The sequence below is a fragment of the Aestuariivivens sediminicola genome (assembly GCF_022662015.1).
GTDB lineage: Bacteria > Bacteroidota > Bacteroidia > Flavobacteriales > Flavobacteriaceae > Aestuariivivens > Aestuariivivens sediminicola.
In genome coordinates this window covers 19,321-40,542 of the sequence record NZ_JAKMCM010000003.1, presented here as the reverse complement: position 1 = coordinate 40,542, position 21,222 = coordinate 19,321, and the positions used below count along the sequence as shown (strand labels likewise).

Genomic DNA, 21,222 nt, shown 5'->3' with positions numbered 1-21,222 from the left:
GAGAACAACAGATAACATCCGCTATACAGGCCTATCGCAATCAAACAAAAAATGGTGTTCGTTCAGGCTTATTGTTTAACTTCAACTACAGTTAAATCTTCATGTTTCAATAAATACAGCGCCTCGTTATAATACCCGCCAACAAGTTTTTTCTTGTAAGCAAATTTATTTTCCAGGTATTCTGTTAAGGGTGCCAGGGTAACCGATGCATAGAGATCCTCTGATGCCACCAATCGCAAAACAACGTCCATGGTGAGATCGAACCCCTTCACTGCCCGATTGCTCGGCATGACATGGTATTTTCTCTCATATTCTTTTACGAAAAAGCTCAGGTCATTTTCATTGTAAATTCGAGCGCCACTGGCATAATGAAATCGGAGCTTTGATAGGTGCTGATTGGAAATTTCATCACCTTCAAAGGCGTTGTTGTAGTGCGTTGTAACCAATCTGATCTGAACTTCTTCAATACCTTCATCTATATCCTCTTTCCTAATTAAAGAAGCGAGAATACTTATTGCATTAGAGGCAAATCCCTCATTCTGGGTTTCCAAAAACACCAGGTTATCACCCGGTATTAATACATTTTCTATATCCTCCTTGATGACATAAAAACTGTCTTTACCTTCTTCGTCTCTCCGAGAATAAACCACTCTGGCCTGGTTAAATTCATTTTTCAATTCATTGGCCGTGCTTTGGTTCTTTGAATCTGCAATTACTATGATATTCTTGACTACGGTGTCAGATTTTACAAAACGTATGATCTTATCTTTAAGCAGTTCATCCGGAACTCTTGTTTGAAATACATTGTCCAGTAATCTCAAGTTGGAACCCGTAGGCGACACAACCGGTGTATTATATTTTTGTAATTCGGTGGCCACCCGTTCAAAATTTCGCGATACCAAGGGGCCAATAACAGCATCTACAGACTCAAAATCATGACCGTTTAAAATCCTGGTAACCTCACTTATTTCATTCTTGGTATCATACACATCGACCTTAAGTGAAATCCCCAATTTTCTTAAAGAATCGATAGCCATCAACACTCCGGAATGAAAATCTAAGGATGCTTTTAAATAGGGATCCTTTTGAATACTCAATTTCGTTGCCGCAATCGAGTCATAATCAACCCGATTCAACCTGAAGGGCAACATGACTGCAATATGCTTTTGAGAAAAATCAGTGAGACTATCTAAAAGGTTAACCCTATTACTTTCCTCTCCGGCGGCATAGGATTTTGAATAGGGAATTTTTAAGATCATGCCGACCTTTAAACCACTTTCCCTGAGACCGGGGTTAAGGGTTTCCAACTCGTCTTCTGTAACACCCAATTTCACTTTCAAACGGTAAAATCCCTCTTTTGGCAATACCTTATAATAACTAAAGCGGTCGTCGATCTCTTTTTCTTCAGTAGCCTCTAAGTTCGGAACATTAATTTCCTGACCTTCCTGTAAGACCTCACCCATATCCGGGTTTAAAGCTTCCAACTCTTGTATTGTAATTCCAAACTTATAGGCGATTCGCCATTTACCTTCTTTAGGCAACACCTTGTAGGTTCGGGTTACGTTCGGTTCTTCAATCAACTCGGTTGTCTTAAAGACCGGTATTTGAAGTTTATCTCCCTTTCTTAACGGATTAGCATACAGAAATGTATTGTGTTTTTTTATTTCAGCCTCTGTCACCTCATACAGCTTTGCCAAACTGTACAAGGTCTCTTTTTTCTTTACTCTATGCGACTTAAATCCTTCCAATTCCCTAACTATGGTGACCTTCGGTATCTTTGATTTGGAGATCGGAATAATTAAAATAGTGTTGGGCTTAAGTTTTGTTTTGGCATCCGGATTTAAACTGTAAATATCAAAAGGAGTGAGATAATAGCGATTCGCAATGTCCTCGACCGTTTCTCCCTTCTGAACCTTGTGTGTGCTAAAGTTCTGGGCCTTCACAGCTATTGAAAACAATACCGTTACAACTACTACAGAAAGTAATCTATTCATATGCTTTTGCGTTGTAAAACTCTTAATAAATAGCTTATATACGTCTATTTTTGGCATTCGAGATGTCTGTTAAACTGCATTCCCATTCTGTATTGCACATAATATGCCAAACAACCCAAATGCGTTCTCTCTCCCTAACATATTGTAATATGATTGGGCTCAAACTTACATGAAGCTATAAAAATACTTAATTAAAGTAAATTCCAGAGAGAAAAGCGTGCCAAAAATACCATTTATTTTATTCCCACTCAATCGTTGCAGGTGGTTTGGAACTTATATCATAGACAACTCTGTTAACACCTTTTACCTTATTTATGATATCATTCGAAGTTCTTTGCAGAAACTCATAAGGCAGGTTCACCCAGTCGGCAGTCATCCCATCTGTACTTTCAACAGCCCTTAGAGCAACGCACTTTTCATAGGTCCGTTCATCCCCCATAACACCCACACTTTCTACAGGTAATAACATCGCACCTGCCTGCCACACTTTATCATAGAGCCCCCAGTGCTTTAATCCATTAATAAAAATAGCATCAACTTCCTGAAGTATACGCACTTTTTCAGCGGTAATATCACCCAATATACGGATACCTAAACCCGGACCGGGAAACGGGTGTCTTCCCAAAAGTTCAGGATCAATACCCAAAGTCGCACCTACACGCCTCACTTCGTCTTTAAACAGTGCTTTAAGGGGTTCCACTATGTTGAGTTTCATAACATCCGGCAAACCACCAACGTTATGGTGGCTCTTTATCGTTGCCGAAGGTCCTCCGGTAGCCGAAACACTTTCTATCACATCAGGATAAATAGTCCCTTGCGCCAACCAATCGACATCCTCAATCTTGTGCGCTTCATCATCAAAAACCTCAATAAAAGCATTACCAATGGCCTTTCGCTTTTCTTCGGGGTCCATAATCCCTTTTAAGGCTTCCAAAAACCTATTGGTCGCATCAACGCCTTTCACGTTGAGTCCCATACCTTCGTACTGGTTCAGCACATTTTCAAACTCATTCTTCCGAAGTAATCCGTTATTCACAAAAATACAGTAGAGATTCTTCCCAATTGCCTTATTCAATAATACTGCAGCAACAGTAGAATCCACACCCCCGGAGAGCCCCAATACCACCTTATCCTTTCCCAGTTTCAACTGGAGTGCCTCAACAGTCTCCTCTACAAAGGATTGAGGTGTCCAATCTTGGTTTAATCCTGCAATTTTAACTAAGAAATTTTCCAGGAGTTGTTTTCCATCTTTAGTATGGTATACTTCTGGATGAAATTGAATGGCATAGGTCGATTCTCCATCTATACGATAGGCTGCATTTTTAACGTCGTTGGTACTCGCCATTAGGACGGCTTTATCCGGCAAATGCTTTATGGTATCACTATGACTCATCCACACCTGGGTACCCTCTTCTATTTTACTGAAAAAGATCTCATCACCTTTAATATAGGCTAAATTAGCGCGACCGTATTCCCGTGTGTTGGATGGCGCCACCTCGCCACCTGAAAAATGCGCCAAATACTGCGCTCCATAACATACTGCCAACAATGGTTTCTGACCACGAATCAGCGACAGGTCCGGATGAAGGGCCTCTTCTCCCCGCACAGAATACGGGCTTCCTGAGAGGATAACCGCCTTAAATTCATTAATGTTGGATGGGATTTTATTAAATGGATGAATTTCGGAGTAGATGTTGAGTTCTCTGACGCGACGCCCAATAAGTTGGGTATATTGCGATCCGAAGTCTAAAATTAATACCTTGTCGTGTTGCATGCGCAAAAGTAATAATTGATTTTAGATTGACGTATCACCTTAGCTTATTTTTTTGATTTTTTTAAGCCATTGAATTTAAAATTTGTTCAATATCTTTTTTAGTTGTGTGCGGGTTAATAAAACAGAAACGCGACACGGTCTCGAAATCCTGTCCTATTTTCCATTTGGTCGGAGCAACCAAAGCGAAGCCTTTCTTGTGGTTATCGTATGTCCACTGCTTATAATCTTCAGGTGTCCATCCTATCCTGCGGTACAGGACACACGATAAACTCGGCGCTCTTACCAATTCCACATGGGGCATTTTTTCAATCATGGATCCCGCAATTTGGGCTAATTCCAAACCACGTTCAACTGCTATTTTGTATTTATCGGTGCCATGTGTAGCTAGCGAAAACCACAAAGGCAGCCCTCTGACCCTTCGTGTCAACTGTATCTGATAATCGGCCGGATTAAAGCCCTGTGCCCCTTCATCCTTAAATATTTCCAAATAGGACCCCTCCTGTGAATGCGCCTTCTTTGCAAGTTCCGGATATTTATAAATAACGGCACCACAATCGTATGGTGAAAACATCCATTTATGCGGATCGATGGTCACACTATCTGCTTTTTCGATCCCATTAAAGAGGTGCCTTACAGAATCCGCAGCAAGAGCCCCTCCTCCATAAGCGGCATCGACATGAAACCATAATTTTTCGTCACCGCAAATTTGGGCAATCCCTTCCAAATCGTCTATAATGCCTGCGTTGGTGGTTCCCCCCGTTGCAACAACGGCAAACAAACGTTTACGCTCATGTGTATGTAATTGATCTATCGCATTGCGCAGATCGGCTCCGGTTAGTTTTTCTTCAGAATCTACCAGTAAAATATCGACATCTGCTACCTGAGCCATGGCCTTAATTGAAGAATGCGCACCAACTGAGGTGATAATTAAGCCCTTTTCATTTTTATTGGATTCTTCCTCCCGCCAATGCTCTCTCGCCGTAACAATGGCAGACAAATTTGCTGCTGTACCTCCACTGGTGAACACGCCGAAAGTACCCTCAGGCATACCGGTTAATGATACGATCCATTTCATGGCCTCGTTCTCACAGAAAATAGCACCTGCACCTTCCATCCAATACGCACCGTGGACACTGGATGCCGAAGTTACCAGGTCAAACATGATTGCAGCTCTGGTTGGAGATGCAGGCACGAATGCCAAATGTCTCGGATGGTCTATCGGAACCGTTGCTTTCATTAAATACTTTTTCCAAAGATTAAATGCATATTCACCACCGATACCCTCCTTGGTAATCGTTTCGCCGACCATAGCCTTTAAGGCCGCTTCTTTCTTTGGTTTGCCAATCTTTGGATTGGTAGACGAAATCCGTTCGATGGCGTATTTCATGACATCTAAGGTCATTTCTATCAATTCGATATCAATTTTATGCATTACTAAATGTTTAGAATAACAAATTCATTATTTAAAGGATTTAAGGCTTTCACCAACTCAGGGATGAGATCTGCTCCATATTCCAGATAAAACTCAGAGAAGTTGGTATTGCGTTCCTGCAACCCTTGATTTGGAAACAATTCATTCTGAAGCTCAGTCATACGAGACACCTCGTCGGACAATTTTCTTTTTTGGGCCTTGAGAAGTCTTTTTTCTAACTTGTCCAAGCCATTTAACTGCTTTACTTCTTGGGCTTTAACCGCTCCTAAGAACGATTTATCCGTGCTTTCAGCAAGCTCGTAAAGTGCCTTGAACTGGGCCTTTAAATGTGCTTTTTGAGCCGAGAAATTAATATCTATATTGGAAATTTCCCTCACCCTTTTATTTATAAAAGTAGCTCTGTTTAAGAAGACATCATGTATTGGAATGCCTAAATTTTGAAGTTTTTTAGCCTGACTTTTGGATTGGATAAGCACCGAATTCCGCAACAAAAGAATGGGAAATATGACATTCATTTCATTGAAGTATTCCTTTAGCTGAAGCCAATAGGCCAATTCGCCCCCTCCACCTATATAGCATAGGTTGGGTAAGATCACCTCCTGATACAAAGGACGCATAATGACATTTGGTGAGAACCTTTCCGGATACGTTGAAAGCTCATTTAAAAGTTGCTCTTTACTAAAGCTAATCGCTGTATTAACAACTTTAAATGTATCATTTTCGGCAACTATACGTTCCCTTAAACCGTCTTTTAAATAAAACAAATTAATTTCTCTGGGATTTACCTGAATCGTATAGTTGTCCGGTAATTCACTTATTTTAGTATTGGTTTGTGTAACTTGAGAGAAACCCCTTTGATGCATCAATTCCTCAGTCATAAATGGCACAAATTGCTTCTTTAAAGCCTTATCTGCCCCATCTATAATGACCAAACCATAAACTTTAAACAATGCATTCGCCAAATATCTCGTGGCATCTGTTAAATTGTTATGTTTTAAATAAGCCAGCTCAAAAAGTTCTTTTATGTCATTTGCATTCTTCCCCTGACCTATGTCTTTAGCAAATAAATTAAAAACCTCATCGAGTCCGTCAGTAGACAAATTCCCAACCGCTCCCTTGGCATTTTTATTCCAGTGAAACCGCTTACCATGAAAATTAAAATAATTAATCTCTTCAAAATCGTGATCCTCGGTAGCCATCCAATACACCGGTACAAAGTGATAGTTTGGATAGGCCTCCTTTAAGGCCACGGCGAGATTTATCGTTGAAATGATTTTATATAAAAAATACAATGGTCCTGTAAATAAATTTAACTGATGCCCGGTGGTAATCGTAAAGGTATTTGCAGAGATCAAACTAGCGATGTTGTATGCGGTCTTTTCAGAGGTATCGACTTGTTGATATTGTTTTTTTAAAACAGATACCAGGACATCCCTCTTGGCTTCGGAGAGCTCTTTTGAGTGCTCTTTTTCTTCAATTTGCCTCCTAAAGTTTTCTATTTTGGGAAAATGATTAAAGAACGGTTTTAAACTTTGTTTTTCATCCAGATAATCACAGATAAAAGATGAAAAATAGCCGGTCTCTCTAAATGAAATAAATTCTTTTTGCATGCGCCCAATTATAATTGTGTAAATATACAGTTATTCAATTTTGAAATTCAAAAAATTTAGTTAAGAGTAAATCATAAAATCATCTTAAACTTTTCAAATTATCATCAAAATTTCGTAAATTAATACCACTATAAACCTATTTTACTGTTAGTTATGAAAACGAATTCTTTTTTCAATTCAATTTATTTTTTATGCTTGGCCCTCTTATCTATTTCCTTAGTTTCTGCGCAGAGTGATGCCTCCTTTAAAGAAATCGAAGGTAAGGTTATTGATGCCACCTCGAATTCACCGTTAATCTTTGCCGATGTAACGGTGAGTAACTCTAATATTAGTACGGTCACCAACAGCGACGGTGAATTCTTATTAAAAATACCCCTCAGTCAAACAGGTGAATCCATTATCATATCTTATTTGGGTTATCAAGATAAAACAATCGCCATTAAGGACTTCAAATCACATTCCAAAATTGCGTTATCACCAACTTACACCGCGCTTAACCCTATAAATATAACATCGACAAATTTGTCGGCCCGAGAATTAGTTCTGGAAACCTTAAAGAAAAAGAAATCTTATATCGACAGAAATACGCTCATGACCGCTTTTTACAGGGAAACCATTAAGAAAAGAAGAAAAAATGCGTCCTTATCCGAGGCCGTCGTGAAAATTCACAAACAGCCCTACAGCAGTTATCGAAATGATCACATAGAATTGATTAAAGCACGGAAGAATACGGATTATACGAAACTAGATACCATTGCTTTAAAACTTCAGGGTGGACCCTTTTCCAACCTTTATACGGATATCATTAAATATCCCGAATACATTTTTAGCGAAGAATACATCAACGATTATGACTTTAATTACGGTGAATCCACTCAAATTAACAGCAATTTAATTTATGTTGTAAACTTCGAACCCAAGAAATACCTGAGTACACCACTCTACTACGGAAAATTATACATTGATGCCAATACCCTTGCTCTTACGAGTGCAGTATTTAGTTTGAATGTTGAGAATAAAGAACTATCCAGTCGGATGTACATTCGTAAAAAACCGAGAAAAGTAGATGTGTATCCCACAGAGGCCTCATACCGGGTAAATTACAGAATTAGTAATGGCAAATGGCATTATGCATACAGTAACATCTCCCTGACATTTAAGGTGAATTGGAAAGGAAAACTATTTAACAGCGTTTATACCTTAAGTAGTGAAATGGCGATTACCGATTGGGAAGTCAAAGACTCAAAATTGGCTAGTGTCAGACCACAATTGCTACGACCAACGACTATACTTACAGACAAGGCCTCCGGCTTTTCAGATCCACGATTCTGGGGCGAATACAACATTATAGAACCTGAAAAATCCATTGAATCGGCCATAAAAAAAATACAACGACAGCTCAAACGTACCTAATGCATTAAAAATAGATAGGCGTCCTGTGGGTTAATAAAACCTGCAGGACGCCTTGTTTTTTGTGAACTTCTATGCATTCAGGACCTCAGCATACAAGTCGAAGTCTGAGGCATCGGTTATTTTTGCCTCATAAAATGATCCTGTTTTAAGATAGGTATCGGAAGCATCGATAAGGACCTCATTATCAACATCGGGTGAATCAAACTCGGTGCGCCCCACAAAATACCCGCCCTCTTTTCGGTCGATTACAATCCTGTAGGTCTTACCTATTTTTTCCTGATTCAACTCCCATGAGATCTGCGATTGTATATCCATGATCTCGTTGGCACGCTCCTGCTTTATTTCGAAAGGCACATCGTCTTCCAAACTAAAGGCATGGGTATTTTCTTCATGGGAATAGGTAAAACACCCTAAGCGTTCAAAACGCATGGCTTTAACCCATTGTTTTAATTCCTGAAAATCTGCTTCCGTCTCACCCGGGTATCCTACAATCAGGGTTGTACGAATAGCGATATCAGGTACAACATTTCTAAAATCACGCAGCAATTTCGTGGTCTTTGCCTTGTTCGTACCACGTCGCATACTTTTTAAAATCGCATCGGAAATATGTTGAAGCGGTATGTCTATATAGTTACAGATTTTTGGTTCCCTCTTCATAACCTCCAATACGTCCATGGGAAAACCTGTTGGAAAGGCATAATGCAACCGAATCCATTCAATACCTGAAACCTTCACCAAAGCTTTAAGCAGTTCTGCCAGATTCCGCTTTTTATACAGATCCAATCCGTAATAGGTCAGGTCCTGAGCGATGAGTATAAGTTCCTTTACCCCATTCATGGCTAATTTCTCCGCTTCCAGGACCAGGTCTTCAATTGACTTACTTCTGTGCTTTCCCCGCATTAGAGGAATGGCACAGAACGAACAAGGTCTGTCACAACCTTCTGCTATTTTAAGATAGGCGTAATTCTTAGGGGTGGTCGTTAATCGCTCTCCGATGAGTTCATGCCTGTAATCGGCACCTAAAACTTTTAATAATCCCGGGAGTTCTGTCGTCCCGAAATACTGATCGACATCGGGTATTTCTTTTTCCAGATCCGGTTTATAACGTTCAGATAAACAACCCGTCACAAATACTTTATCCACCTCTCCGCTTTCTTTCTTTTGGACATAATCCAAAATGGTGTTAACACTTTCTTCCTTGGCATTGTTAATGAATCCGCAGGTGTTAATGACAACGATATTACCCTCTTGCTCATGGACAACATCCTTGCCACTGGCCTTTAATTGTCCCATTAAGACTTCACTGTCGTAAACATTTTTACTACATCCCAGGGTAACGACGTTGATTTTATTTTTTTTAAGTGATTTTGTCCTCATGCCACATTTTAAGGCCGCAAAGATACAGAATCCTAATGGAATAGTTTTTAGATCCATTGGATTGAGCAATTCCAATTTGGAAATGGGTGCAAACTTTAAATGACTGAGCAGTAGGAGATGCTACTTACCTTACAGGAATGAAAATGTCATGGTGTGATTAGATGATTCCTTGCTTATGGTTTCTTACTATTATAAGCACCAAATATTAAAATTCACAGGACAATTTTGAATATTCACAGGACAATTTTGAAAATTCACAGGACAATTTTGAAAATTCACAGGACAATTTCTTAAACCGATGCTTAAGAAATTCTATTTATGTAACCATGATTCACCTGAGATATCACCACGAGATACCGTTCTTTTAATTGCAGTGTGAAGACCTCAAGATCGTGATTCAAAAGGAATGATGATACCCTTTTCCAGATAGTTTTTAAGTCCATTGAGCAGCATAGCCCAACAAAAGGACGCAATTTTAAAATGATCGTTGGTCATTTTCCAATTGGCATGACTAAATCTGAGATAGGTGCCTTTATCATGATTTTCCAGATCAAAGCCGAAGGTTGTCGGGTCCCAATCCACATCCGATCGGGTCATTTTAAAATGAATCGATTTATGAGCCTCTACATGCGATACCTTGCAAAACCAGTTGTAATCATCAGTGAAATTCAAGTTATAGGTTTCGCCCAAACGGGGTGTTCCCGAACTTTTAAGGGTCCACCAATTATTGAGATGATGCGGTTGTGACACTGCATTAAACACCTCTACCGGTGTCCTTTCAATGAGAAGATTATGAAATATGGTATAACTCATATACAATCGGTTAACAAGTAAAAACGAGTCTGTATTATGATTGAAGGAATAGGATAACTACCTACTTAAAAAAGGAATCCACAAATTCATATTTATTAAAGACCTGCAGATCGTCTATGCCCTCTCCCACGCCTATATATTTTACTGGAATTTTAAACTGATCGCTAATTCCAATAACCACACCACCCTTGGCGGTACCATCCAATTTCGTAACGGCAAGAGCCGTGACTTCGGTTGCCGCAGTAAATTGCTTGGCCTGTTCAAAAGCATTTTGGCCTGTTGAACCATCTAAAATTAACAACACCTCGTGTGGTGCATCGCCAACTACTTTTTGCATCACCCGCTTTACCTTGGTCAGTTCGTTCATCAGGTTGACTTTATTGTGGAGACGTCCTGCGGTATCGATAATAACGACATCAGCTTTGTTTGAAACGGCACTTTTGAGGGTATCGAACGCTACAGAAGCTGGATCGCTGCCCATGGATTGCTTTACAATGGGCACATCAACGCGGTCGGCCCAAACCTGCAATTGATCAATTGCTGCTGCCCTGAAGGTGTCGGCGGCACCCAAAACCACCTTTAGCCCTTGTTTTTTAAACTGACTGGCCAGTTTACCAATCGTCGTGGTTTTACCCACACCATTAACCCCTACAACCATTATAACGTAGGGTTTTTTATCCTCCGGAACCGTAAATTCCGATGCTTCGCCTGCATTGGTTTCACTTAACAGTGCTGCGATTTCCTCACGTAATATGAGATTTAATTCATCGGTCCCTAAATATTTATCCCTGGACACCCTTTCCTCTATACGCTCAATAATCTTAAGGGTGGTCTCGACACCAACATCGCTGGTTACCAATACCTCCTCGAGATTATCCAAAACCTCATCATCAACCTTGGATTTACCCGCAACAGCTTTGCTTAATTTATTAAAAAAACTGGATTTCGTTTTTTCAAGTCCCTTGTCGAGATGCTCTTTTTTTTCTGAGGAAAATATTTTTTTAAATAAACTCATGTGTCATAACCTTTACCCGAAATTCGCCAATTAGTTAATAGGTTGTAAATATAAAAAAAGCTGCTTTCAAAAATGAAAGCAGCTTCGATTATCTTATAGTGAATTTGACCTATTTCTTGTTTAAAAAGTCATTTACCAAATCCGGGCTCATAATGGACTCTACAAACATATAAGCTCCAGTTTTTGGAGACTTTACCATTTTAATCGCCTTAGTTAATCTTTTAGATCCTGTTTGTAATGATGCTACTGATTTCTTTGCCATGACTTATTATTTTATCTCTTTGTGAACCGTCATACGCTTAAGAATAGGATTAAACTTTTTAATCTCCATTCGGTCTGGCGTATTCTTTTTGTTTTTAGTGGTAATGTACCTGGATGTTCCCGGTTGTCCGGACTCTTTGTGCTCTGTACATTCTAAGATGACCTGTATTCTATTTCCTTTCTTTGCCATTTTGATCTTATTTTAAATACAGCTATTATTTTAAAAAGCCCTTTGATTTAGCCTCCTTAATCGCCGCAGAAATACCAATCTTGTTAATCGTTTTTAAGGCACGAGTCGAAACTTTCAGTGTAATCCATCGATCTTCTTCCGGAATATAAAAACGCTTCTTAACTAAATTTGCATCAAATGTACGCTTGGTTCTGTTCAATGCGTGAGACACGTTGTTTCCAACCATAGCCTTCTTCCCTGTAAGTTCACAAACTCTTGACATTATTTCTACCTTTAAATTTGTTGTTGTTTAAAAACGAGGTGCAAATATACTAAATCTTTATATTTTGACAATCTAATTTTTGTCAATTTTTAAAAATTTCTTTTTGCAACATTTCCAAAGCTTTACTTACGGCCTTACCGATGACTTTTGCCCTGTGATTTCCAAAATTATAGGATTTGGAATACACCTTGTCTTTGGTTGCAATGGCTATGAAGACGGTGCCTATTTGAACATTGGAATCGCCCTTAGTTGGCCCTGCATTCCCGGTGGTTGCAATGGCGTAATCCGATTTGTATAAACGCAGAACATTTTTTGCCATTGCTTCTGCAACTTCTGCACTTACTACCGAATAGGTGTTAATCAAGGCTTCTGGCACACCCAAAACATCGATTTTAGACTGGGTGGCATAGGTGACCACACCCCCTTTTAAATATTGTGATGCCCCTGCTATGGAGGTAAACAATTGTGCCAACTTCCCCCCGGTACAACTCTCGGCAATAGCCAGGGATTTTCCAATGTTGGTTAGTTGCTTTGCAATAACTGCTTCTTCATTTCCCTCCTCATTCTCAAATCCAAAAAACTCTTTTTTTATTAAGGGCATAAGCTTTTGAATTTGTATTTCGACCTCCTCCTTTACCTTGTCAACTTCAAATCCTTTGGCTGACAGACGCAACCGCATTTTTCCGAGGTTGGGCAGATAGGCCAGTTTAATGTGACCGGGTAAGGCGTCCTCCCATGAGGCAATACGATTGGCCAGTGTACTTTCGCCTAAACCATACACCAGTAAGGTTTTATGCAAGATAAAAGGACGATGGTATTTCACCTTTAACTTTGGAATGACCTGTTCTGAAACCAATGCCTGCATCTCATATGGCACCCCGGGAAGCGAAATGAAGGTCTTTTGACTGCGTTCCATCCACATGCCGGGCGCAGTACCCAATGCATTCATTAAAACGACCGCCTTGGAGGGTACAAGTGCCTGATCTTTGTTCACCTGCAATAATTTTTGCCTGTTGTACTGCCTCCATAATGCTTTTATGTTCTTGAGAACAGCGGCATCATGAATGAGGTGATCATTAAAGTATTCGGCAATAGTCTTTTTCGTTATATCGTCTTTGGTAGGACCGAGACCACCGGTAATGATAACAATATCAACATGTTCCTCGGCATCTTTCAGGGCCTTTAAGATATGCTGTCTGTCATCCTGTACAGAGGTAATCTGGTAAACCGAAATTCCAATTTTGTTAAGTTGTTTCGCTATGTAAGCAGAGTTTGTATCAATTACCTGACCAATAAGAAGTTCATCGCCAATGGTAATTATCTCCGCTTGCATTACAAATTAAAATCAGACTTAATCTCTGCCAAAGCGTGATCTACGGCAGTGGTTACTATTTGCAATTTGTCTGAAATATCCATTTCTGTCTTTTGGAATTTACCCCAATCCTGAACCTCGATCAGGTCATCTAAAATTCCCAATTCAAACAAATCTATTGTAGGTTTCATTTTATGTGCTGCCTGATAAGCATTGTGGTAATCTTTTTTGGCAACAGCCGCTTTCAATCGTTCGACATCTTCAGAAACCTCTTCCACAAAGGTTTCTGCTAAGGTGAGTATAAAATCTTCGTCGTTGTCGGCTAATTCCCTTACTCTAAAAAGTTTGTAATGTTGTTCCATTTTATTTAACTGTTATTGAAAACATGGTTTTGTTTTCTAAATATCCCGTTAGCTTATCATTGGCTACAACTCTGGAAACACCTGCTGGTGTGCCAGTAAATATAATATCTCCAATCTTTAAAGTGAAATATTTCGAAACATATTCTATGATTTCATCAATTTTCCAAAGCATATGGCTTGTATTTCCATTTTGCACAATTGTATCGTTCTTTTTTAAGAAAAATGCAATGTTGTCTATATCCCTAATTTCATTTTTGTGCATCCATTTACCAATTACGGCTGCTCCATCGAACGCTTTTGCCTTCTCCCAGGGCAGGCCTTTGGCTTTTAATTTCGCCTGAAGATCGCGCGCTGTAAAATCAATTCCCAAACCTATTTCGCTGTAATATTTATGAGCGAATTTCTTATCGATATACTTTCCGATACGATCAATTTTCACTAAAATTTCTACTTCATGATGTACATCATCAGAAAAATCGGGTATAAAAAAAGGTTGATTCTTAAGCAGAATCGCTGAATCGGGTTTCAAGAAAACAACCGGTTCTGAAGGCCTCTCATTCTCTAACTCTTTAATATGTTCGGTATAGTTTCGTCCTATGCAAATGAGTTTCATTGGTCTTCCCTTAGCTGTTAAAACCTCTTAATTTTATGGCTGTTAGCACCTTTTTCGTGTAAAGTGGGAAATCGGCATTTAAGAGCCATCCAAAATATCCAGGTTCCTTTTCTAAAATTTCTGTAACCAGTTTTCCCTTATGTTTCCCAAACGAAAAGCATTCCTCTCCCTTTTTATTAAAGACAATGAATCCTGCGAAGTCAGCAAACTTTTTCCGTGAACTGAAATCTGCCAAAAACTTCGTATCATTCTCTAAGGTATCATATCTGGCTATTTGTGCCTTTAAAACCTCATAGGTAGCATGCGTATCGGCTTCGGCACTGTGTGCTCCGTCCAAATTCTTATTACAATAAAACTTATAGGCTGCACTTAGTGTACGTTGCTCCATTTTATGAAAAATAGTCTGAACGTCTATGGTTAATCTATTCTTAAAATCAAAATCTACCTCTGCCCGCAACAATTCTTCTGCTAACAACGGGATGTCAAATCTATTTGAATTAAAGCCTCCCAGATCCGAATCCTTTATCAAGTTGTGAATCTCTTTGGCAATTTCCCTGAACCTGGGTTTATCGGCTACATCGGCATCGCTTATCCCATGTATGGCCGTTACTTCCTTAGGAATTGGTATTTCAGGATTGACCAACCAACGTTTACTTTCCTCTTTGCCATTGGGGTACACTTTTAAAATGGCGATCTCAACAATGCGATCGGAAGTAATATTTACCCCTGTAGTTTCAAGATCGAAGAAGCATATGGGCCTGGAAAGATTTAAATGCATATCGTTTATATTTTTAAAGTAAGCAAACACGATGGTTTACCATAAAAAGAAACCAACCCCTTGAGGTTGGTTCAAGGCTTGTTATTATTAGTGTACTATATTTCTCTGTTCATGTCCCAGGCTTCAAGATAATCCTTTACCGCCTTAACAAACTGTCCCCCGAGTGCACCATTGACCACCCGATGATCGTATGAATGGGATAAGAACATTTTATATCGGATTCCAATGAAATCGCCCTCAGCGGTTTCAATAACTGCAGGTACTTTACGTATGGCTCCCAATGCCAGGATACCGACTTGAGGCTGATTAATTATTGGAGTACCCATGATACTCCCAAAAGACCCAACGTTTGTAACGGTATACGTGCCGCCCTGAATTTCATCCGGTTTCAATTGATTTAATCGTGCGCGATTGGCCAGGTCGTTCACCTGCTTGGTCATACCCACCAAATTGAGCTGATCTGCATTTTTTATGACCGGTACAATGAGATTACCATCTGGCAAGGCCGCCGCCATGCCCAGGTTTATGTGTTTCTTTTTTATAATCGTATCTCCCTTAACAGAAATATTCATCATAGGAAAATCCCTCAAAGCCTTGGCAATGGCCTCCATAAATATAGGTGTGAATGTGAGGTTTTCGCCTTCACGCTTCATAAAGGCATCCTTTACCTTATTTCTCCAATTCCATATCTTGGTGACATCAGCTTCTATAAAACTTTGCACATGGGCCGAAGTTTGAACAGATTCGACCATATGGTGCGCTATGAGTTTTCCCATTCTGGTCATTTCAATTATCTCATCTTCCCCACTTGAGACTTTGGGCACAGCAGCCATTTTAACATCCGGAACAATTGGTTCAGGTGTTTTGGATATCGGCACTTCCTGTTGCACAGCACCAGAATGCTCTCTGCTTTCCAGATACTTTAAAATATCATTCTTTGTCACGCGACCTTCAAGACCCGTGCCTGCAATACCATCGAGTTCTTCCTGAGTAACGCCTTCTTCTTTTGCAATATTTTTAACCAATGGTGAATAAAATCGGGATGCGTTTGAAGCCATAGAGGCACTGACAGTTGCTTTGACTTCAGATATGCCTTCCTCAATCTCCTCAGCAGCCTGAATTGTATCTAATGCTTCGGTATCGGTCAAGGTGACCTCCGGAACGGATTCACCATCTGTTTCTATGACCGCAAGAACATCGCCTACCTGAACGACGTCATTGATATTGAATCTTTTCTCCAACAGAACACCATCCACCTCACAAGGCACTTCACTATCTACCTTATCCGTTGCGATTTCAACGACCGCTTCATCCATCTCAATGGTATCGCCAACATCTTTTAACCATGATGTAATGGTCGCCTCAGCAACACTTTCCCCCATTTTCGGTAACCTTAGTTCAAACTTTGCCATATATTTAATGTAATGCCCGATTTTTAATTTTCACTTGCAAAATTAACAAAAAAACATTTATTCTATTGGATTTTCCTCATCATAAACCATTTAAAAACAAATCACCTCTCCACGACTACCCGCATCATTGCTGCCAAGCATAAACCGAGAATTGGGTAGTAACAATTTGAAGGTATTCTTGTTGTTTTTATGTGTTTCTATAAAAGAAATACTGTCTTTAAAACTCAGATCATTCACATCCAAAATAACCTCTGCACCCGATTCCGGTTTCCCTATGGCGTGTTGTACCTTCAGTTTTTGAGCCCACCTGTTCCGGAGATCTAAATAAGAGTGCTCTGATATGAGGATATAATTTTTAACACTTCCTTTTTTGTAATGCGGTGGCGAATTCAACCAAAATGCCAGTTTAATACCGAGCCAAACAACGAGATCCAGAACGAGGTTCTTTTTAAAATGCTTCCTGTAAAAGATTTGCATAGCATGATAAAAACGCTTCAAATAGTGCTTGTCTTTTAAGGTACTTTCACCCTTAAAATGTATTACGGATGTCTTTCCAAAATAATAATTCTTATAGCCCTGCTGCAAGGCTCTGAAGGATAAATCGATATCTTCTCCATACATGAAGTAATCTTCATCAAACCCCCCAATTTCATTAAAGACCTGCCGTTTAAGCCACATGAAAGCACCCACCAGGATGTCTGCTTCACCCAAATCATTTTCACTCAAATGATTTGCGTAATAATCTTTCGGAAATCCCAGTATTTTTTTAAGTGCTACATGCACATACGGAATATTACGTTTACTTTCAGGTAAAAAATGACCTGCACCATTTATTAATTTACACCCTACTACTCCCAATTGTTCCTTACCTTCTGTGAAATCTATTAATTTATGGAAGGTATCCTCAGCCACAACGGTATCCGGATTCAGTATACAAATAAATTCGCCCTTGGCACGAGTCACTCCAATGTTATTACCTCTTGAAAAACCGTAATTTTCATTGTTTTGTATCAAAATCACCTCGGGAAATAACTGCTTTACCATATCGCAACTGTCATCATCAGAATGGTTATCCACCACAATAATTTCTGCATCAACACCCCTAACGGCAGCTTCCACACTTTTTAGGCAGAGCTCCAAAAAATATCTGACGTTATAGTTTAATATGATGACTGATAGTTTCAAAATTACTTCTGTTCTCTCTAGGGTTATCTAACTTATTTGAAAAAATATAATTTCTTTGCCTTGAGCAATACCCGTGGCGACAGCAGATAGGTTATAAAGGCTCTCAATAGACCTACGGTCGGATAAATTCCAAACCTGTATTCCTTCCATAAAAGCTTTATCCTACTTTTTGTCTGTGATTTTCTATCCCGACTTGAAATGCCTTCCGGATTGATTTCATACTCCAACAATATTTTTGATATTATCACAGCTTTGAAAGATTTTAAAGCACTGAAAAAATAAGCATGATCTTCTAATGCCGGATACCCCTCTGGGTAAAAACCAATGTTTTTTACCAACTCAACGCTATACATTACGGAGGGATGAACAAACGGGTTATAACTATGAATTGCCCTTCTCAATTTATCTGGATCAACAGGTGGTTTGAAATCGAATAATTTTTGCCTTTCCATATCCACAAATCTCACCCAGCTCCCTACCAGAGCAATATCCTTGTTGCGTTCTAAAACGTCTTTCTGCTGTTTAAATCTGTTATCCAAACACTTATCTCCAGCATCCAATCGCGCAATGAAATCGTACGTTTTCAAATCAAGAATATGTTTTAGTCCCTTATTCAATGATTTCACAATACCCAAATTCTGTTCATTTTCAATCAAAACGATCTCCAAGTCATTACTAAAAAATTCAATCGTCTTTATAACTTCTGACACATCGGTACTGCCATCATCAACAATAAACACCGTAAAGTTTTCCGATTCCCTCAGCAAGGATTCCAGAGTCAGATGCAAACCACTCCGGTTATTATAATGTGGTAATAATACTGCAATTCGATTAGTCATCTAGAACACTCAACCTATAATTTTAAAGAAGATTCAAAGGGTACCCTGTTCAAAATACTTCTTCCTAAGGTAATCTCGTCGGCATACTCGAGTTCATCGCCAACTGATATCCCCCTGGCAATGGTCGAAATGGTGATATCCTTAACATCCTGTATTTGTTTGTAGATATAGAAATTAGTAGTGTCGCCTTCCATGGTCGAACTCAATGCAAAAATTAATTCCCTGACATGATCATTTTTAACTTTCCGCACCAGAGGCTCAATATGCAAGTCATGGGGTCCAATTCCATCTATTGGCGATATTTTTCCCCCCAACACATGATAAATTCCCTTAAATGACCCTGTATTTTCAATAGCCATGACATCCCTAACGTCTTCAACGACACAAATTATTTGTTTATTTCTACTCCTGTTGGAACATATTTCGCATAGTTCGCCGTCGCTTATATTGTTGCAGGATTTGCAAAACTTAATGTCGTTCCGCATGGCTTGTAAAGCATTGGAAAGTGACATGGTTTGCTCTTTGGGCTGCCGAAGCATATGCAATACCAGACGGAGTGCCGTACGCCTTCCGATACCGGGCAGCTGCGCTACTTCATTAACTGCGTTTTCAAGTAATTTTGATGAAAATTCCATTCTTGCGAAAATACCATTTAGACCTTAATTTCACTAATTTAAATACTTATTTTAAATAAAACATAAATCGGTTTGGCTTTTGAAACTTAATATTTGTAATTTGATCTCCTTAACCATATCCATGAGCACAACTCAAATTATCTTATTAATCGTCATTTACTTCGCTGTTTTAATTTGCATCTCCTATTTTACGGGTAAAGAAGATTCTAACGACGCCTTCTTTAAGGCCAACAAATCGGCTCCCTGGTATCTGGTCGCCTTTGGAATGATAGGAGCCTCGCTTTCCGGAGTTACTTTTATATCTATTCCCGGAGCGGTAGAGGCTAAACAGTTTGGCTATATGCAGGTTGTCTTCGGGTATTTTTTCGGCTACCTCATCATTGCCTATGTCTTGCTGCCTATTTACTACAAGTTAAACTTGACCTCGATATACACCTATCTCAAGGACCGATTTGGAAACACCAGTTATAAAACCGGATCTGTGGCCTTTTTAATTTCAAGAACGGTAGGCGCCGCCTTTAGGTTATTTCTCGTGGCCAAAGTGCTTCAGCTGCTTATTTTTGACCAATACGACATTCCCTTTACGATTACCGTAATTATCACCATTGCCCTTATCTGGTTATACACATTCAAGGGAGGTATTAAGACCATAATATTTACCGATACACTCCAAACGCTATTCATGCTGGTTTCGGTAGTTGTGACCATCGTATTTCTGGCATCAGCCCTAGAATTAAACACCGTTCAGGACATCTATCAAAACATTAAGCAGAGTCCGATGAGCAAAACGTTCTTTTTTGAAGATGTCAATGATGCGCAATTCTTTGTAAAAAGCTTTTTGGCTGGAATGTTTATCACCATCACCATGACAGGACTCGATCAAGATATGATGCAGAAAAATTTAACCTGCAAAAATTTAAGGGAAGCCCAAAAGAACATGGTTACCTTTTCGGTAATACTCATTTTTGTTAACATTCTGTTTCTTGCCCTAGGTCTGATGCTTACACAATATGCAGATTTGAATGGCATCACAGCGAGGAAAGACGATTTATTCCCCACTATTGCCATGCTACCTGAAATTGGAGCTGTGACCTCCACCTTTTTTTTACTTGGATTAATTGCTGCAGCGTATTCCAGTGCAGACTCCGCCCTTACCTCGCTTACCACCTCATTTTGTATCGACATTATTGAATTGGACAAAAAACCGATTGAAGCACAGAAGCGGGTAAGAAAGCGAACCCATGTTTTTATAAGCTTCGTTTTGGTGGTTGTCATTGTCCTATTTGACACCATATTCAAGGACGTTTCGGTTATCTGGGAATTATTCAAGGCGGCAGGTTATACTTATGGTCCTTTATTGGGTTTGTTTGCTTTTGGAATTTTCACCAAAACTCAATTAAAGGACAAATATGTTTGGATTATTGCCTGTATTGCACCCATCCTATCCTACCTTCTGAATGTCAACTCTGTAGATTTACTTAATGGTTACCAAATTGGTTTTGAAATTTTAATAATAAACGGCCTTCTTACCTTTCTTGGATTAATATTGATTCGTAGCAAGCAGAACCAGGGTGCATGACGCTTCAAAAGGAATATGATGCGCGCTCAATAGTGCATAGAATTCCGGATTTTCTGTCCCCGGGTTAAAGATGACCCGTTGGGGATTCAGTGAAATAATGTAGTCATAATAGGCACTCTGCCTTCTGGGATTTAAATACAAGGTTACCGTATGGATAGTATCGTATGGCACTAATTCGGTGTTTACCTTAATGCCATTAACCACACCCTCCCTTTTTCCATAGGCCACCACATTTATCTTATTTGCAACCAGACGTTGAATGGCATAGTTGCTGTACCTGTTGGGCTTTAAAGACGCGCCAAAAACCAATGTTGTTTTGTCCATGTGTTAAAATAAAGTTAATAGGTTATAAATATAGTAACACAA

At 39.4% G+C, this 21,222-nt stretch carries 21 protein-coding genes; 2 read left to right on the top strand and 19 right to left on the bottom strand.

The features are described 5' to 3' along the window. Positions 1-68: 68 nt before the first annotated feature. The 4 genes from MR041_RS07700 to bshC all read right to left on the bottom strand — a co-directional run bounded on the left by MR041_RS07700 (position 69) and on the right by bshC (position 6,810). Entirely contained in the window at positions 69-1,994 is a 1,926-nt protein-coding gene (locus MR041_RS07700; RefSeq protein WP_242093037.1) for a LysM peptidoglycan-binding domain-containing protein, read from the bottom strand. Positions 1,995-2,232: 238 nt separating this feature from the next. After that, positions 2,233-3,768: a glutamine-hydrolyzing GMP synthase gene (gene guaA, locus MR041_RS07695; protein WP_242093036.1), complete on the bottom strand. Its 1,536-nt coding sequence runs from the start codon at positions 3,766-3,768 to the stop codon at positions 2,233-2,235. Between the two features lie 61 nt (positions 3,769-3,829). Beyond that, positions 3,830-5,200, bottom strand: coding sequence for a pyridoxal phosphate-dependent decarboxylase family protein (locus tag MR041_RS07690; RefSeq protein ID WP_242093035.1), 1,371 nt, complete (start codon positions 5,198-5,200; stop codon positions 3,830-3,832). Between the two features lie 2 nt (positions 5,201-5,202). Further along, positions 5,203-6,810 (bottom strand): bacillithiol biosynthesis cysteine-adding enzyme BshC, encoded by a 1,608-nt coding sequence (bshC, locus tag MR041_RS07685; protein WP_242093034.1) that lies wholly within the window; start codon positions 6,808-6,810, stop codon positions 5,203-5,205. A gap of 153 nt (positions 6,811-6,963) precedes the next feature. Here bshC and MR041_RS07680 point away from each other — a divergent pair, with 153 nt between their 5' ends. Beyond that, positions 6,964-8,223, top strand: a complete 1,260-nt coding sequence (locus tag MR041_RS07680; RefSeq protein WP_242093033.1) for a carboxypeptidase-like regulatory domain-containing protein — start codon at positions 6,964-6,966, stop codon at positions 8,221-8,223. A gap of 69 nt (positions 8,224-8,292) precedes the next feature. Here MR041_RS07680 and rimO read toward each other — a convergent pair whose 3' ends face one another. The 14 genes from rimO to recR form a co-directional block, all read right to left on the bottom strand. After that, the gene (gene rimO / locus MR041_RS07675) at positions 8,293-9,600 is read right to left on the bottom strand and encodes a 30S ribosomal protein S12 methylthiotransferase RimO (protein ID WP_242093032.1); all 1,308 of its coding nucleotides are present in this window, start codon (positions 9,598-9,600) and stop codon (positions 8,293-8,295) included. Positions 9,601-9,984: 384 nt separating this feature from the next. Continuing rightward, positions 9,985-10,413 (bottom strand): SRPBCC family protein, encoded by a 429-nt coding sequence (locus tag MR041_RS07670; RefSeq protein WP_242093031.1) that lies wholly within the window; start codon positions 10,411-10,413, stop codon positions 9,985-9,987. 61 nt (positions 10,414-10,474) lie between these two features. Beyond that, a complete protein-coding gene (gene ftsY, locus MR041_RS07665; RefSeq protein ID WP_242093030.1) occupies positions 10,475-11,428 on the bottom strand; it encodes a signal recognition particle-docking protein FtsY in 954 nt (317 codons plus the stop codon). A 109-nt stretch (positions 11,429-11,537) separates the two neighbouring features. Next, positions 11,538-11,690, bottom strand: a complete 153-nt coding sequence (locus MR041_RS07660; protein WP_242093029.1) for a DUF4295 domain-containing protein — start codon at positions 11,688-11,690, stop codon at positions 11,538-11,540. A gap of 6 nt (positions 11,691-11,696) precedes the next feature. Continuing rightward, a complete protein-coding gene (gene rpmG / locus MR041_RS07655; protein ID WP_007648529.1) occupies positions 11,697-11,879 on the bottom strand; it encodes a 50S ribosomal protein L33 in 183 nt (60 codons plus the stop codon). Between the two features lie 25 nt (positions 11,880-11,904). Next, the gene (gene rpmB / locus MR041_RS07650; protein ID WP_242093028.1) at positions 11,905-12,141 is read right to left on the bottom strand and encodes a 50S ribosomal protein L28; all 237 of its coding nucleotides are present in this window, start codon (positions 12,139-12,141) and stop codon (positions 11,905-11,907) included. 82 nt (positions 12,142-12,223) lie between these two features. Beyond that, a complete protein-coding gene (locus tag MR041_RS07645; RefSeq protein ID WP_242093027.1) occupies positions 12,224-13,474 on the bottom strand; it encodes a competence/damage-inducible protein A in 1,251 nt (416 codons plus the stop codon). After that, on the bottom strand, positions 13,474-13,815 hold the full coding sequence (locus tag MR041_RS07640) for an Hpt domain-containing protein (protein ID WP_242093026.1): 342 nt from the start codon (positions 13,813-13,815) through the stop codon (positions 13,474-13,476). Before MR041_RS07640 ends, MR041_RS07645 begins: the two co-directional genes overlap by 1 nt. Before the next feature lies 1 nt (position 13,816). After that, positions 13,817-14,428 (bottom strand): fumarylacetoacetate hydrolase family protein, encoded by a 612-nt coding sequence (locus tag MR041_RS07635; protein ID WP_242093025.1) that lies wholly within the window; start codon positions 14,426-14,428, stop codon positions 13,817-13,819. Between the two features lie 10 nt (positions 14,429-14,438). After that, positions 14,439-15,206 carry a 3'-5' exonuclease gene (locus MR041_RS07630; protein WP_242093024.1) on the bottom strand — a complete coding sequence of 256 codons (768 nt, stop codon included), beginning with the start codon at positions 15,204-15,206 and terminating at the stop codon, positions 14,439-14,441. A gap of 95 nt (positions 15,207-15,301) precedes the next feature. After that, positions 15,302-16,618, bottom strand: coding sequence for a dihydrolipoamide acetyltransferase family protein (locus MR041_RS07625; RefSeq protein ID WP_242093023.1), 1,317 nt, complete (start codon positions 16,616-16,618; stop codon positions 15,302-15,304). A gap of 90 nt (positions 16,619-16,708) precedes the next feature. Next, entirely contained in the window at positions 16,709-17,803 is a 1,095-nt protein-coding gene (locus MR041_RS07620) for a glycosyltransferase family 2 protein (protein ID WP_242093022.1), read from the bottom strand. Positions 17,804-17,835: 32 nt separating this feature from the next. Then, the gene (locus MR041_RS07615) at positions 17,836-18,642 is read right to left on the bottom strand and encodes a glycosyltransferase (RefSeq protein ID WP_242093021.1); all 807 of its coding nucleotides are present in this window, start codon (positions 18,640-18,642) and stop codon (positions 17,836-17,838) included. A gap of 14 nt (positions 18,643-18,656) precedes the next feature. Beyond that, positions 18,657-19,277 carry a recombination mediator RecR gene (recR, locus tag MR041_RS07610; protein WP_242093020.1) on the bottom strand — a complete coding sequence of 207 codons (621 nt, stop codon included), beginning with the start codon at positions 19,275-19,277 and terminating at the stop codon, positions 18,657-18,659. Positions 19,278-19,398: 121 nt separating this feature from the next. Here recR and MR041_RS07605 point away from each other — a divergent pair, with 121 nt between their 5' ends. Then, on the top strand, positions 19,399-20,856 hold the full coding sequence (locus MR041_RS07605) for a sodium:solute symporter (RefSeq protein ID WP_242093019.1): 1,458 nt from the start codon (positions 19,399-19,401) through the stop codon (positions 20,854-20,856). Here the strand turns inward: MR041_RS07605 and MR041_RS07600 are convergent. Next, positions 20,818-21,180, bottom strand: coding sequence for a CoA-binding protein (locus tag MR041_RS07600; RefSeq protein ID WP_242093018.1), 363 nt, complete (start codon positions 21,178-21,180; stop codon positions 20,818-20,820). The two genes, MR041_RS07605 and MR041_RS07600, sit on opposite strands and share 39 nt — an antisense overlap. Between the last annotated feature and the right edge of the window lie 42 nt (positions 21,181-21,222).